We start from the raw sequence: 13074 nt of genomic DNA, 5'->3' as shown, positions 1-13074 counted from the left end.
GCCGCCATGACCTTCGGTGATCAAGGAACGCCGTACGACCCGTGGACGGCGGAGCGGGAGCGCATACGCAGGGCACGACGGGCCCGGGCGGCGACGGCCGCCGCGGTGGGCGTCGTGCTCGTCGCCGCCGCCGGCGCGGGAATGGTGCTGTACTCCGGTGGCGGCAAGGGCGAGGGGGCCGGCGCGACGACGTCGGGGAGCCCCCGGGCAGCCGCCCCCGACGTCCGCGTCTCCGCCTCCCTGCCGTCCGACGCGCCCTCCTCCCTCCCCTCCCTGCTCGCGCGCCCCGTGATCCGGCCCGAGCAGGCGTTCCCCTCGAAGAGCGTCCGCCTGAAGGACGGCTCCCGTTACGAGCGCGTGGACCTGGCCACCACCACCGAGTGCGCCCGCGGGATGTCGCAGCAGCTGGCGGCGGTGGTCCAACAGGGCAAGGGCTGCCTGCGGTTGACCGCGGCGCTGTTCACGGACGCCGACCGCCGCTCGCAGATCACCGTCACCGTGGTGAGTTTCCGGCGGGCGGAGGACTCGGGAATGGTGTTCGGGATGGCCGCCATGGATCCGTTGACGTATCAGGTGGTCTCCCTCGACCCGCCCCCGCAGGCGGGGCTGCCGACCGTGCCGCCAGGGTCGGCGGGCGTGTTCCGGCGACTGGCGACCGTGCGGTCCGTGGTGTTCGCCAACGGGCAGTGGGGCGACGGCTCGGAGACCGGGGAGGCCGCACTGACGAAGGAGACGGAAGGGCTGCTCAAGCGCGTGAACGACACGGTGGTGGCCTACGAGGAGGGCAAGGACGGCAACCTGTGAGTTCGCTCCAAGTCTGCTGTGACGCACGTTACTTCAGTGACTCCCGCAACCGCTGAGTAAGTCTGTTCGGTATCTCGTACATAGCGGCGTACGCTCCCCTACCTCTCAGGAGGCGCGCATGTCGCGCAGGAGAACTCTCGGTACGAAGAAGAAGATCGCGCTGCTGGTGAGCGCGGCGGCGGTGGCGGGCGGTGGTGCCTTCGTCATGGCGAGCACCTCCAACGCCGCGCAGAGTCCGAGGACTCTGTCGGCCGCGGACTCGAACGTCTGCCAGGGCCTGGCCACCGCCCTGGGCAACAACCAGAAGTTCATCGACGGGCAGCGGGCCAACCCCGACGCCCAGTCCGCGGCCCGGATCGCCAACCGCGAGGCGGTCATCGCGCAGATCAAGGTGCAGCAGAAGGCGTCCGGTTGCGTGGTTGGGGAGTCGGCTCAGGGCTCCCAGTCCACTCAGCCCGCGCAGTCGGCCCCGCCCGCGCAGTCCGCCCCGCCCTCGCAGGCCGCCTCGGCGCCCGCGGGAAACGCGAACGCGGGTGGCGCTGCCGCGTCCGGCTCCGCCCAGCAGGTCTGCAAGGGCTCCACCGTGACCTTGTCGGGCGAGGCCGGCGCGCCTGCCGCGTCCAGCAACCAGTTCCCGGCGGGGACGACGCTGAAGGTCACCAACCTGGACAACAACAAGTCCACGACGGTGAAGGTCACTTCGGTCTCCGGCAGCTGCGTCCTGCTGAACAACGCGGCCTTCGAACAGGTCCGTGAGCCCGGCAAGTTCCTGATCCGGCGGGCGGTGATCGAGAAGGTGGGGTGAGCCTCAGGGGTTCAGGAACTCCGTGAGGCGGCGGCCCAGTTCGGGGGGCGCGGACTGCGGCAGCGCGTGATGGGAGACGTCGGGGACCACGACCGTCTCGACGCGCGACAGCAGTCCGGCCGCCCGCGCCGCCACCTCGTGCGGGTCCTGTGTCCTGCTGCTCCCGGCCAGGAGCAGCAGGACCGGCATGTCCAGAACGCGCAGCGCCTGCGGCGCCGGGCGCGGACCGGTCACCGGCTTCGACACGGAGGGGAAGCCGGCGGCCGCCTCCTGGAGGCGGAGCCAGTCGGGGTCGAGGGGAACTCCCCCGGTCTCCCACTCCAGGAAGGCCCGGGCCCTGCGGGGCGAGGGCCGCAGCAGCGACGGCAGGGCGTGCAGCAGGTACGCCGGCCGGAATCCGGCGAAGCACATGGCGGGGTCCAGGAGGAAGAGGCGGCGCACCCGCCCGCGTGCGCGCAGGGCGTGGTGCAGGGCGATCCAGCCGCCGTAGGAGTGCCCGCCCAGGTCGGTCTCGTCCAGGCCCAGGCCGTCCAGGACCGCGTCCAGCCAGTCCACCAGGTCCGCGGCCGTACGGGGGTGACGGCCGCGGACCTCGGTGCCGCGGCCCGCGCAGGCCGGGAGGTCCACGGCGTGGACGCGGTGGGTGCGGGCGAGCTCGGCGGCCTGGGCGTACCAGGAGGCCGAGGTGGCTCCCCCGCCGCCGGGCAGCAGGACGGCCGAGGGTGCGTGCAGCGGGCCGCACCTGTTGACGTACGCCGTCCCGAAGGGCGTGGGAACGGTCACCGCCTCGCGCTCGGCGGGCCACTTCGCCATGACCTTGTCGTACGCGGCCAGGAAACCGTCCATGTCGAACGCGGCGCCCATCGCCTCCGCCTCCTCTATTATCTCGTCGAGCGAGATACTCGGTGAGCGAGACGATACCGGAGAAGGACATGCAGCCCCAGGGCCCGGAACTGGACGTCGTCCATCTGCTGCGCGCGGTGGCCGTCGAGCTCGGTCTGCTCAGCGGCAGGTTCGCGAGCCGAAACCAGATGCATCCGACCGACGTGCGCGCGCTGATCGCGCTGATGGACGCCTCGCGCGCGGGCGAGGAGACGACCGCCGGGCGGCTCGGCGCCGCGCTCGGCCTGAACTCGGCCGGCACGACGGCCCTGGTGGACCGGCTGGAACGGGCCGGGCACGTGCGGCGGGTCCGCTCGGAGCGGGACCGGCGCAGGGTCGTGATCGAGGTGGAGGAGCAGGCGGTGGAGCTCGGCTGGGCCTTCTTCGGGCCGCTGATCGGGCGGACGGCGGAGCTGCTGCGCGGGTACGACGAGCGGGAACTGGCCGCGATCAGGGGATTCCTGGAGGGCGTTCGGGAGGCGGCGGCCGGGGAGGGGTGACCGGCTCGGCCGTCGCCCGTGTTCTCACGCCGTGAATCGCGCCACACCAGCGCCAGGTAACACGGGGTTCACATTCGAGCAATGGACGGGAAATCGCCTGTTGACAGGCTCGCGGGCATCGAACAGCGGCGCCCCAGTGCCGCAGCGCCGCAGCACCCGCAAGTGCGCCTGGACATACCCCGAAGGATGTGGCCCGTGAGCTTCAAGGCTGAGTACATCTGGATCGACGGCACCGAGCCGACGGCCAAGCTGCGTTCCAAGACGAAGATCCTCGCCGACGACGCAAAGGGTGCCGAGCTGCCGATCTGGGGCTTCGACGGGTCCTCCACCAACCAGGCCGAGGGCCACGCCTCGGACTGCGTGCTCAAGCCGGTCTTCTCCTGCCCGGACCCGATCCGCGGCGGCGACGACATCCTCGTCCTGTGCGAGGTCTACAACATCGACATGACGCCGCACGAGACCAACACCCGTGCCGCGCTCGTCGAGGTGGCGGAGAAGTTCGCCTCGCAGGAGCCGATCTTCGGCATCGAGCAGGAGTACACCTTCTTCCAGGACGGCTACCCGCTCGGCTTCCCCAAGGGCGGCTTCCCGGCCCCGCAGGGCGGCTACTACTGCGGCGTCGGCGCGGACGAGATCTTCGGCCGTGACGTCGTCGAGGCGCACCTGGAGAACTGCCTGGCCGCCGGCCTCGGCATCTCCGGCATCAACGCCGAGGTCATGCCCGGCCAGTGGGAGTTCCAGGTCGGCCCGCTGGCCCCGCTGGAGGTCTCCGACCAGCTGTGGGTGGCCCGCTGGCTGCTGTACCGCACCGCCGAGGACTTCGGCGTCTCCGCGACGCTGGACCCGAAGCCGGTGAAGGGCGACTGGAACGGCGCCGGTGCGCACACCAACTTCTCCACCAAGGCGATGCGCGAGGGCTACGACGCGATCATCACCGCGTGCGAGTCGCTCGGCGAGGGCTCCAAGCCGCTGGACCACGTCAAGAACTACGGCGCCGGCATCGACGACCGCCTGACGGGCCTGCACGAGACCGCCCCCTGGGACAAGTACTCCTACGGCGTCTCCAACCGCGGTGCGTCCGTGCGCATCCCGTGGCAGGTCGAGAAGGACGGCAAGGGCTACATCGAGGACCGCCGTCCCAACGCCAACGTCGACCCGTACGTCGTGACGCGTCTGCTCGTCGACACCTGCTGCTCCGCGCTGGAGAAGGCCGGCCAGGTCTGATCCGCGCCCGTGCGAGGGCTTCGAGGGGCGTCCACCGTTCGCGGTGGGCGCCCCTTCTCGTCAAGAAGGCGTCCAAGCAGTGAGAGAAGGCTCCTCGTAGGGGCCGCCGTCTGCTTCAATGGGCCCATGGCCAGCTTCCAGAAGTACACCGCGACGGGTCGCCATGACCTCGAGCCCTTCTGGCCTTCCCGTCAGCACCACGACTTCGACCGGGTGTGTTGCCGCGCGACGAGCGCGCCGGCCCTCTGAAGCCGTACCTCACCCGGCCTCCGGCCAGCGCGCAACGGCGTACGTCCCTCCCGACGAACCTCTCGCGCGAAAGAGCTGACCTCTCATGGCGACCACCCTTCCGTTGTCCTCCACCCCCCTCACCGCTCCCGCCCGGCACCGGCTGCGCGCCGTCGACCCCGACGAGGTGATCGACGTCGCGGAGTTCCTGCCGCCGGGCGCCACCTGGCTGCCCGCGCCGCAGCACGCCCTGCCCACCCTGCCGGGACAGCCGCCGATGGTCGGCTACATCGTCCTCATCCCGGCCGACCGCCCGCACCTCGCCCCCACCGCCCCCGGCCTGCCCGAGACGGCCGGCGACCAGCTCGTCCGGATCGACGGCGTGCAGCGCACCGCCTCCGTCGACGGACGCGAACTCGACCTCACCTACCTGGAGTTCGAGCTGCTCGCCCACCTCGTCACGCACCCGAACCGGGTGCACACCCGCGACCAGCTGGTCACCACCGTGTGGGGCTACGGGCACGTGGGCGACGGCCGCACCGTCGACGTGCACATCGCCCGGCTGCGCCGCAAGCTGGGTGCCGAGCACCGGCAGGCGATCCAGACCGTGCGGCGGGTCGGCTACAAGTACAGCCCGCCGGTCGGCCGTTGAGACCCGTCCGGGCCGGGCAGATCCTCTGCTGACGGCAGAGTTCCGTTCCGTCCCGTGCCCCGACCGGGCAGAGTCACCGGCATGAGACTTCTGGTGCTCGGTGGTACGGAGTTCGCGGGACGGGCCGTCGTGGAGGCGGCCCTCGGGCGCGGCTGGGAGGTGACCGTCCTCAACCGGGGACGGCACCGGTCCCCGGCCGGTGTACGGGAGCTGCGGGGCGACCGCACCGCGCCCGGCGGGCTCGACGCCCTCGCGGACGGCGAGTGGGACGCGGTCGTCGACACCTGGCGGCTGGCGCCCCGCGCGGTGCGGGACACGGCACGGCTGCTGCGGGACCGCGCACAGCGGTATGTGTACGTGTCCAGCTGCTCGGTGTACACCTGGGCGCCGCCCGCCGGGTACACCGAGGACGCGCCCGTGGTCGAGGGCGCCGCCCCGGACGCGGAACAGACCGACTACGCCCGCGACAAGCGGGGCGGCGAACTGGCCGTGCTGGACGCCTTCGGCGCGGAGCGCTCGGTGCTCGTGCGGGCCGGGCTGATCCTCGGTCCGCACGAGAACGTCGGACGGCTGCCGTGGTGGCTGGCCCGGACGGCCCGGGGCGGCCCCGTACTGGCCCCGGGTCCGCGGGAGCTGCCGCTGCAGTACGTCGACGTACGCGACCTGGCCGAGTGGATCGTCGGCGCCGTGGAGCAGGAGCTCAGCGGGCCGTTCAACCTGATGAGCGAGCAGGGGCACGCCACGATGGGTGAGTTGCTGGAGGCGTGCGTGGCCACCACCGGCTCCACCGCGGAGCTGAGGTGGACGGCGCCCGAGGTGATCCTCGACGCCGGTATCGCGCCGTGGACCGAGTTGCCGGTGTGGGTGCCGCCGGGGACCGACATGCACGACGCCCTGCACGCGGCGGACGTGTCCCGCGCGGTGGGGACGGGCCTGGTGTGCCGGCCGGTGGGCGAGACGGTCGCGGACACCTGGGAGTGGCTGCGGTCCGTCGGGGGGACGGCCCCGTTGCGTTCGGAGGCGGCGGTCAAGGGGCTGGATCCGGAGGTGGAGGCGAAGGTGCTGGGAGGGGCGTAGGCAGACGGGTGCCGGGGGGAGACGGACGGCCGGGGGTTCGAGGCGAGACGGACGGACGGCCCCCGGGGTGTACCTGGCACCACCCCCGAACCCGGGGGCCCGGCCCCGTGACCCTCTCCGTCCGCTCGGCCAGACTCTCTGCCATGGACACCAACACGAAGAGCGGCCCTCTCTCCACGAGGGCCCGGGCCGTGGCGATCGCGGCGGGGCGGGGGTTCGTGCTGGCTCTGGTGAGCCTTCCGGGGGCGGTGCTGGGCTTCACGCTCTCGCTGCTGTCGATCGCGCTCGTCCCCCTGGGCATCGGGGTGGTCACCACGCCCTGGGTGCTCACCCGGGTACGGGCGTTCGCGGACTGGCGGCGCGAGATGGCGGCGCGGTGGTGCGGGATGAAGATCCCGTCGGCGTACCGGCCCGTCCCGGACGGGGCCAACGCCTGGGCACGGACGTACGCGATGCTGCGGGACCCGGCGACCTGGCGGGACCTGCGGTGGCTGCAGGTCGACATGACCGCGGGGTACGTCACCGCCCTGCTGCCGGCGGTGCTGCTCGTCTATCCGCTGGAGGGCCTCGCGGTCGCCGCCGGGCTGTGGCGGCCGCTGTCGACGTACGGCGGGTACTGGTACGGCTTCGTGCACGTCACCGACCAGTCCTCCGCCCTCGGCGCCGGTGCCCTGGCCGTCGTGCTGCTCACCCTCACACCCTTCGCCCCGCGCATGCTGACCGCCCACTTCAAGCTGACCCGGGCCGTACTGGGCGCCAGCCAGAGCGAGTTGGCCGAGCGGGTGCGGGTGCTGACCGAGACCCGGCGGGACGCCGTCGACACCTCCGCCGCCGAACTGCGGCGGATCGAACGGGATCTGCACGACGGCGCGCAGGCCCGGCTGGTGGCGATGGGAATGGACCTGGGCACCATCGAGATGCTCATGGACAAGGACCCGGCGAAGGCCAAGCAGCTCCTCTCGCAGGCCCGGCAGTCCTCCGTGGACGCCCTTGCCGAGCTGCGCGAACTCGTGCGCGGCATCCACCCGCCGGTGCTCGCCGAACGCGGACTGGGCGACGCCGTGCGGGCGTTGGCACTCAGGCTGCCCCTTCCCGTCGAGGTGACCGTGGAGTTGGGCGGGCGGGCCGAGGCGCCGGTGGAGTCGGCCGCCTACTTCGCGGTCAGCGAGGTGCTGACCAACGCCGTCAAGCACTCCGGCGCGGACCGGATCTGGATCGACCTGCACCACACCGAGGGCCGGTTGCGCGTCACCGTGACGGACAACGGCAAGGGCGGCGCGGTGATCGGGGCCGGTTCGGGGCTGGCCGGGGTGGAGCGGCGGCTCGGTACATTCGACGGCGTCCTGGCCGTCAGCTCGCCCGCGGGCGGCCCCACCATGGTCACCATGGAGATCCCTTGCGCGTTGTCCTAGCCGAAGACCTCTTCCTGCTGCGCGACGGACTGGTCCGGCTGCTCGAGGCGTACGACTTCGAGATCGCCGCCGCCGTCGAGTCCGGCCCCGAGCTCGCCCACGCCCTGGCCGAGCTGGAGCCGGACGTCGCCGTGGTCGACGTACGACTGCCGCCGACGCACACCGACGAGGGGCTGCAGTGCGCGCTCCGGGCACGCCGGGACAGACCCGGTTTTCCGGTGCTGGTGCTGTCGCAGCACGTGGAGCAGTTGTACGCGCGCGAGCTGCTGGCCGACGGCAGCGGCGGGGTGGGCTATCTGCTGAAGGACCGGGTGTTCGACGCGGAGCAGTTCGTGGACGCCGTACGCCGGGTGGCGGGGGGCGGTACGGCGATGGACCCGCAGGTGATCCAGCAGCTGCTGTCCCGGCGGGCCGCCGACGACCGGCCGCTGGCCCGGCTGACGCCCCGGGAGCGGGAGGTTCTGGAGCTGATGGCGCAGGGCCGCTCCAACGCGGCGATCGCCGGGCAGCTGGTGGTGACGGAACGGGCGATCGCCAAGCACACCTCCAACATCTTCGCCAAACTGGACCTGGAGGTGTCGGACGATGACAATCGCCGCGTTCTGGCCGTCCTCGCCTACCTGGACCATGGCCGGTGAACGGCCGCTGATTTTCTGTAACTTCCCCTGCTCAGAGGGCGGTTGGGAAGCAAAAGCCGAGTAAACCTCTGATTTGTTCGTGGGGCTGCTGAACACCTCTGGGACCACGTCCGTATGAGTGGGAGCCGCTTCACTCCTGTCGGGCGCCTCGATGCCCCGCCAAGCCCGCAAGGAAGTCAGAGGAGTTCCATGGGACGCAACACACGCAAACGCCGTACGCCGCTGGCCACCAAGGCCATAGCCGCATCGGCGGCCCTAGCGCTCGGTGGGGGCGGGCTGATCTGGGCGAACTTCTACGCCTCGGCGCACGAGTCCAACAACTCGGGGCAGAACCAGACGAAGGCCGCCGCCGGTCAGGTGGCGACGATCGCCTGCCCCGACGTCCAGCAGAAGCTGACGAACGTGCCCGAGAAGGCCCGTCAGGGTGTGGCGACGGAGCTCGCGAACCTCGACAAGCAGATCACCGAGGCCTACGCCCGGCTCGCCTCCACGCGCCAGGCGCAGACGCAGGACGCCGGCTTCGTGCAGAACGCGATCGTCGGCCCCCTCAAGGAGAAGCGGGCCGCGACCCTCGACCGGATCCGCATCGACATCCAGCGAGTGGGCGGCCAGGTCGACGCGGCGGGCCTGAGCGCGCTCGCCGCCTGCACCACCCAGAGCGCCAACCAGACCACGGCCGGCGGCCAGCAGCAGAACGGTGGCCAGCAGCAGAACGGCGGTCAGCAGCAGCAGAATGGTGGCCAGCAGCAGAACGGCGGTCAGGCCTCGGCCAGTCCGAGCGCCGGCGCCGGCCAGAACATCGGCGGCCAGGCCGGCAACGGCCCCGTGGCGGCCGACTTCGTGGACATCACCAAGGTCCAGCCGAACGTCGCCGCGAAGCCCCGCAAGACCGGCAACGCCTCCAACGGCACCTTCACCACCCGCTGCGGCGTGAACGCGAACAAGAACCACAACACCGACAACGTCATCGTGGCGCCCGGCGTGAACAACGGCGCGCACCACCTGCACGACTACGTCGGCAACCAGAAGGTCAACGCGTTCTCCAACAACAACACGCTGATCGCGGACCAGACCAGCTGCCAGAACCGGGGCGACCTGTCGGCCTACTACTGGCCGGTCGTGCGGATCCAGAACGGCACGCAGGACTTCGACCAGAACGCGGACGGCGGCGGCAAGGAGGGCAACGTCGGCAAGATCCTGACGCCGGTCCAGGCGCAGATCAAGTACGTCGGCAGCCCCACCAGCAAGGTCACCGCGATGCCGCAGTTCCTGCGCATCATCACCGGTGACGCCAAGACCACCACCAACGGTCTGGCGAACGCCAACGCGCACTGGTCCTGCACCGGCTTCGAGAACAAGGTCCAGCTGACCACGCAGTACCCGATCTGCCCGCAGGGCAGCAACGTGGTGCGCACGTTCGCCTTCCAGTCCTGCTGGGACGGCAAGAACATCGACAGCGCCAACCACCGCACGCACGTGGCGTTCGCCGACGCCAACGGCAACTGCGGCAACGGCTTCAAGGCGATCCCGCAGCTGACCATGCGCCTGGTCTACAAGATCGCCCCGCCGGTCGTGCAGAACGGTCAGGTCAAGAACGCCTACGCGGTGGACGGCTTCCCGGAGCAGCTGCACAAGGCGGCCACGGACCACGACGACTTCATCGCGGTCTTCAAGAACAACCTGGCGAACACCATCGCCAACTGCATCAACCAGGGCAGGCAGTGCCAGTGACGCACGGCTAGCACGACGGGAAAGCGGGCGGTGGGAATCTCCCACCGCCCGCTTTTCGTGTGCGCCGTGCGGCTCAGCCGGTGTGCGACGAGCCGTGCGCGCTGTGGTCGGTGCCGATCTCCTCCTCGCCGCCCAGCGTGGTCTGCAGCGCCTTGACGATCTTGTCCGTTCCGACGGCGACCCACTTGCGGCCGACCAGGTAGTGACCGCCGTAGTCCTTCGCGTCGTTGATCCACTCGCGCTGGCCGCGGTCGGTGGCGAAGGTGGCGAAGATGTACTTGCCGTCGGAGGTCTTGCAGATGGCCTGGCGCACCTCGTCGGAGTCGATCTGCATGTCCGGCTTGCACTTCACCTTGGCCGCCAGGCTCTCCAGGCTGCCGGTGGCGGCCGTGGGGATCTTGGCGGCCGCGTCGCTGTCTCCGGATCCACAGCCCGCCAGCGCCAGGACGGCCACGGCGCCGGCCGCGGCGAGCATCGGTCGGGTCAACCTCATCTGTTCCTCCGGGTCGCTGTGTCTGCCAGGCCCCAAGGGCCCGTCCCCTTCGATACGGCTGTGGGGCGCGGGGCACTCAAATCGGCTGGGGATGCGGGTACTGGTGTGCGAGGGTATGCCGGTGAATCAGGACTGGGAAGATCGCGTGGCCGCCGCCTGGGCCACCTTCGACGAGTATCCGGAAGAGCGGGCGGCGGACTTCCGGGGCGTGATCGACGCCCTCGTCGCCGAGCTGCCGGAGGGCAGCCCGCTCGGCCCCTTCGAGCGGGCCTGCGCCTGGGACTCCACGGGCCACTCCGACAAGGCGGTTCCGCTGTACCGGGAGGCACTGGCGCTCGGGCTGAGCGAGGTCAGCGGCTACAAGGGCCGGCGGGCGAAGATCCAGATGTCCAGTTCGCTGCGCAACGTCGGGCGGGCCGAGGAGGGCGTGAAACTGCTGACGCCCGAACTGGACGCCCCCTCGGACGAGTTGGACGACGCGGTACGGGCCACGCTGGCGCTGTGCCTGTCCAGCCTCGGCCGGGACCGCGAGGGCCTGTCCCTCGTACTCGGCGCCCTGGCGCCCCATCTGCCGCGCTACCAGCGGTCGATGGCGAACTACGCGCGGGCGCTGGTCGAGCCGGAGGACTGAGCTGACGGGCGCGGCGGTGACCATCCGACGATTCGCTCGTTCTGCTGAACGTGCAGTCACAGGATGTCGCCCCGCGCCCCACCTCCCCCAGCGACTCGGTCGTCGACGTAGAGCGGGCCGAGGCCGCGCTCGTCGAGCACTACCCCCGGCTGGTCCGGATCGCCTACCTCGTGCTGCCGCCGAGCCTCGGCCGCAACCGACGCGTGGTGACCGCACACGCCCTCACCCAGCGCGCCCTGCCCAAGGGCCGCACCCCGGCCCCCGTGGTCCCGGCCCAGTCGAAGGGCCGCGACGGCGACCCCGGGTACGCGCTGGTCCGCCTCCAGGTGCTGCGCAACGCGCTGGAGGCGGGGCTCCCGCTGAGGTTCACGGCGCTGCCCAAGCGGTCCCAGCTTCCGCCGCTGCTCCCCCAGGTGTGGGGTCTGCGGCTGTTCCCCCGCTCCGGCGGCGCCGACGAACTCGCCCTGGACCAGCGCCTGTCGGCCCTGTCGGGCCCGGCCCGCGCCGCCTACGTGCTGCGCGGCCTGGAGAAGCTGCCCGACGGCGACGTACGCGAGATCCTCGCGGCCATCGGCTGTGACGACGTGCGGGGTGCGCTGCGCGAGGCCGACGGGGTGCCGGCGAGCCACCATGCCCTGCTGGAGTCCCCCGAGTTCGACCCGTGCTCGCTACAGGCGCGGCCCACCGATCTGATGCGGCGCCGGCAGCACACCAAGGCCGCGCTCGTGGCCGCCGCCGCGCTGGCCGTGACGGGTGCGCTGCTCGGCATGCCCGGCGGCGGCTGGGGCCCGGACGGCGCCGCCGCCCCCGCCTACGCGCAGAACCCGGCCGCCGAGGCCGCCCTGAACCCGGCCCAGCTGACCAAGGTCGCCGCCACCGCGTGGGAGGCCTCGTCGCGTACCGACTTCTCCGTCTGGCCCGCCCGCGGCGAACTCACCGGCGACCGGGCCCTGTTGCGCCGCGCGCTCGCCGTCTGGGCCCGCCCCGGCGAGCGCGTCCGGGTCTCCGCGACGCCGGGCACCCCGTCCGGCGGCCCGTCCGGCCCGCCCCAGCTCCTGTACGCGGGGACGGTCGACAGCGCGCGGGTGGTCATCTTCTACGACGGTCTGCGCATCGTCCGCTACGCCGAGCCGGCCGACGGCACCCAGGGCGCCGCCCTCGACTTCGCACGGGTCGACGGCGCCGACCGGGCGGGGGCGAGCGCGGTGGTGCTGGGCCGGGCCGACGGCAACGTCCGCTATCTGACGGCGCCGTGGGTGACGAAGGCCGCCGAGCGCGACCTGCTCAAGCCGGACGCCGGGGCGACGGACCTCGCGCTCGGCAAGGGGATCACGGCACCGCTGGCCGGCCCGGCCCAGCAGACCGGCGCCTGCACGTCGTGGAACGTGCTGGAGCTGAGCGACGGCACGGGCACCGTGCTGCTGACCGACCTCGGCGAGCTGGTCCCGGCCCGGCTCACCGCCGGCCGCCCCGGCTCGTCCGCGCAGGCCTCGGCGGTCCGGACGCTGCGGGCCTGGGCGCCGTACGCCTGCTCGCTGACGGCGGTGCGTTCGGCGGGTGTGCGGGCGGTCAACGCCTGGACGTACGCCGCGCAGCCGCTGCCGGACGGGAGCGGGTCGGCTGACTGGGTGTGCACGCGCGCGGAGACCTGGCGGGGCGGCGGCACGCGCGTGCTGGCGCAGTTCCGCACCCCGGGCGGCAGGTACGGTGCGGTGGCCGCGAAGGCCGAGAACGTGGCGGCCTGCGGTCCGAAGGATCCGCACGTGCTGGCCGGGGTGCTGTGGAAGTCGGAGACCAAGGGCTGGTATCTGCTGGCGGCCGGGGGCCCGGGGACCTCGTCGGTCGCCGCGTCGGGCGGTGTCGAGGCCTCGGCGCGGGGCAACGAGCTGGCGGTTCCGGCGAAGCAGGGGCAGCAGGCCGAGCTGAAGGGCACTCTCGACGACGGCCGGGTCATCGGTGGGCTGCGTTAGGAAACCCCGCTAGTTGACACTGGCGTC

The 13074-nt window shown here is 71.9% G+C and carries 13 protein-coding genes; 11 read left to right on the top strand and 2 right to left on the bottom strand.

Going from position 1 to position 13074, the window contains the following annotated elements; all coding sequences use genetic code 11:
• The first annotated feature begins 6 nt into the window (after positions 1 to 6).
• Positions 7 to 804, top strand: coding sequence for a hypothetical protein (locus tag ACIGDI_RS04420; protein WP_399890298.1), 798 nt, complete (start codon positions 7 to 9; stop codon positions 802 to 804).
• 118 nt (positions 805 to 922) lie between these two features.
• Positions 923 to 1609 (top strand): hypothetical protein, encoded by a 687-nt coding sequence (locus tag ACIGDI_RS04415; RefSeq protein ID WP_200702753.1) that lies wholly within the window; start codon positions 923 to 925, stop codon positions 1607 to 1609.
• A 3-nt stretch (positions 1610 to 1612) separates the two neighbouring features.
• Here the strand turns inward: ACIGDI_RS04415 and ACIGDI_RS04410 are convergent, their stop codons facing one another.
• Positions 1613 to 2473: an alpha/beta fold hydrolase gene (locus tag ACIGDI_RS04410; RefSeq protein WP_399890295.1), complete on the bottom strand. Its 861-nt coding sequence runs from the start codon at positions 2471 to 2473 to the stop codon at positions 1613 to 1615.
• Positions 2474 to 2541: 68 nt separating this feature from the next.
• Here ACIGDI_RS04410 and ACIGDI_RS04405 point away from each other — a divergent pair, with 68 nt between their 5' ends.
• The 7 genes from ACIGDI_RS04405 (at position 2542) to ACIGDI_RS04375 (ending at position 9953) form a co-directional block, all read left to right on the top strand.
• Positions 2542 to 2991 (top strand): MarR family transcriptional regulator, encoded by a 450-nt coding sequence (locus ACIGDI_RS04405; RefSeq protein ID WP_399890503.1) that lies wholly within the window; start codon positions 2542 to 2544, stop codon positions 2989 to 2991.
• 195 nt (positions 2992 to 3186) lie between these two features.
• On the top strand, positions 3187 to 4215 hold the full coding sequence (gene glnII, locus ACIGDI_RS04400; protein WP_399890292.1) for a glutamine synthetase: 1029 nt from the start codon (positions 3187 to 3189) through the stop codon (positions 4213 to 4215).
• Positions 4216 to 4549: 334 nt separating this feature from the next.
• On the top strand, positions 4550 to 5095 hold the full coding sequence (locus ACIGDI_RS04395) for a winged helix-turn-helix domain-containing protein (RefSeq protein ID WP_399890289.1): 546 nt from the start codon (positions 4550 to 4552) through the stop codon (positions 5093 to 5095).
• A gap of 81 nt (positions 5096 to 5176) precedes the next feature.
• Entirely contained in the window at positions 5177 to 6172 is a 996-nt protein-coding gene (locus ACIGDI_RS04390) for an NAD-dependent epimerase/dehydratase family protein (protein WP_399890286.1), read from the top strand.
• A gap of 143 nt (positions 6173 to 6315) precedes the next feature.
• Complete coding sequence (locus ACIGDI_RS04385; RefSeq protein ID WP_399890283.1) at positions 6316 to 7584, top strand: sensor histidine kinase; 1269 nt, start codon at positions 6316 to 6318, stop codon at positions 7582 to 7584.
• Positions 7569 to 8222, top strand: coding sequence for a LuxR C-terminal-related transcriptional regulator (locus ACIGDI_RS04380; protein WP_399890280.1), 654 nt, complete (start codon positions 7569 to 7571; stop codon positions 8220 to 8222). Before ACIGDI_RS04385 ends, ACIGDI_RS04380 begins: the two co-directional genes overlap by 16 nt.
• A gap of 189 nt (positions 8223 to 8411) precedes the next feature.
• Positions 8412 to 9953 carry a DUF1996 domain-containing protein gene (locus ACIGDI_RS04375; protein ID WP_399890277.1) on the top strand — a complete coding sequence of 514 codons (1542 nt, stop codon included), beginning with the start codon at positions 8412 to 8414 and terminating at the stop codon, positions 9951 to 9953.
• 73 nt (positions 9954 to 10026) lie between these two features.
• Here ACIGDI_RS04375 and ACIGDI_RS04370 read toward each other — a convergent pair whose 3' ends face one another.
• Positions 10027 to 10446 carry a hypothetical protein gene (locus ACIGDI_RS04370; protein ID WP_399890274.1) on the bottom strand — a complete coding sequence of 140 codons (420 nt, stop codon included), beginning with the start codon at positions 10444 to 10446 and terminating at the stop codon, positions 10027 to 10029.
• Positions 10447 to 10561: 115 nt separating this feature from the next.
• Between ACIGDI_RS04370 and ACIGDI_RS04365 the strand changes: the two genes are divergently transcribed.
• Both ACIGDI_RS04365 and ACIGDI_RS04360 read left to right on the top strand, forming a co-directional pair.
• Positions 10562 to 11077, top strand: a complete 516-nt coding sequence (locus ACIGDI_RS04365; protein ID WP_399890271.1) for a tetratricopeptide repeat protein — start codon at positions 10562 to 10564, stop codon at positions 11075 to 11077.
• A 50-nt stretch (positions 11078 to 11127) separates the two neighbouring features.
• Positions 11128 to 13047, top strand: a complete 1920-nt coding sequence (locus tag ACIGDI_RS04360) for a hypothetical protein (RefSeq protein WP_399890268.1) — start codon at positions 11128 to 11130, stop codon at positions 13045 to 13047.
• The last annotated feature ends 27 nt before the right edge of the window (positions 13048 to 13074 follow it).

This window comes from Streptomyces sp. NPDC085900 (assembly GCF_044540925.1).
GTDB classification, from domain to species: domain Bacteria; phylum Actinomycetota; class Actinomycetes; order Streptomycetales; family Streptomycetaceae; genus Streptomyces; species Streptomyces gilvifuscus.
Note: the sequence above shows the minus strand (reverse complement) of the source record. Positions and strands in the feature narration are given on the sequence as shown.

Bases quoted from the DNA above. Each gene is read 5' to 3' on its own strand.
- ACIGDI_RS04420 (WP_399890298.1), top strand. From the start codon at position 7: ATGACCTTCGGTGATCAAGGAACGCCGTACGACCCGTGGACGGCGGAG.
- ACIGDI_RS04415 (WP_200702753.1), top strand. From the start codon at position 923: ATGTCGCGCAGGAGAACTCTCGGTACGAAGAAGAAGATCGCGCTGCTG.
- ACIGDI_RS04410 (WP_399890295.1), bottom strand. From the start codon at position 2,473: ATGGGCGCCGCGTTCGACATGGACGGTTTCCTGGCCGCGTACGACAAG.
- ACIGDI_RS04405 (WP_399890503.1), top strand. From the start codon at position 2,542: ATGCAGCCCCAGGGCCCGGAACTGGACGTCGTCCATCTGCTGCGCGCG.
- ACIGDI_RS04395 (WP_399890289.1), top strand. From the start codon at position 4,550: ATGGCGACCACCCTTCCGTTGTCCTCCACCCCCCTCACCGCTCCCGCC.
- ACIGDI_RS04390 (WP_399890286.1), top strand. From the start codon at position 5,177: ATGAGACTTCTGGTGCTCGGTGGTACGGAGTTCGCGGGACGGGCCGTC.
- ACIGDI_RS04385 (WP_399890283.1), top strand. From the start codon at position 6,316: ATGGACACCAACACGAAGAGCGGCCCTCTCTCCACGAGGGCCCGGGCC.
- ACIGDI_RS04375 (WP_399890277.1), top strand. From the start codon at position 8,412: ATGGGACGCAACACACGCAAACGCCGTACGCCGCTGGCCACCAAGGCC.
- ACIGDI_RS04370 (WP_399890274.1), bottom strand. From the start codon at position 10,446: ATGAGGTTGACCCGACCGATGCTCGCCGCGGCCGGCGCCGTGGCCGTC.
- ACIGDI_RS04365 (WP_399890271.1), top strand. From the start codon at position 10,562: ATGCCGGTGAATCAGGACTGGGAAGATCGCGTGGCCGCCGCCTGGGCC.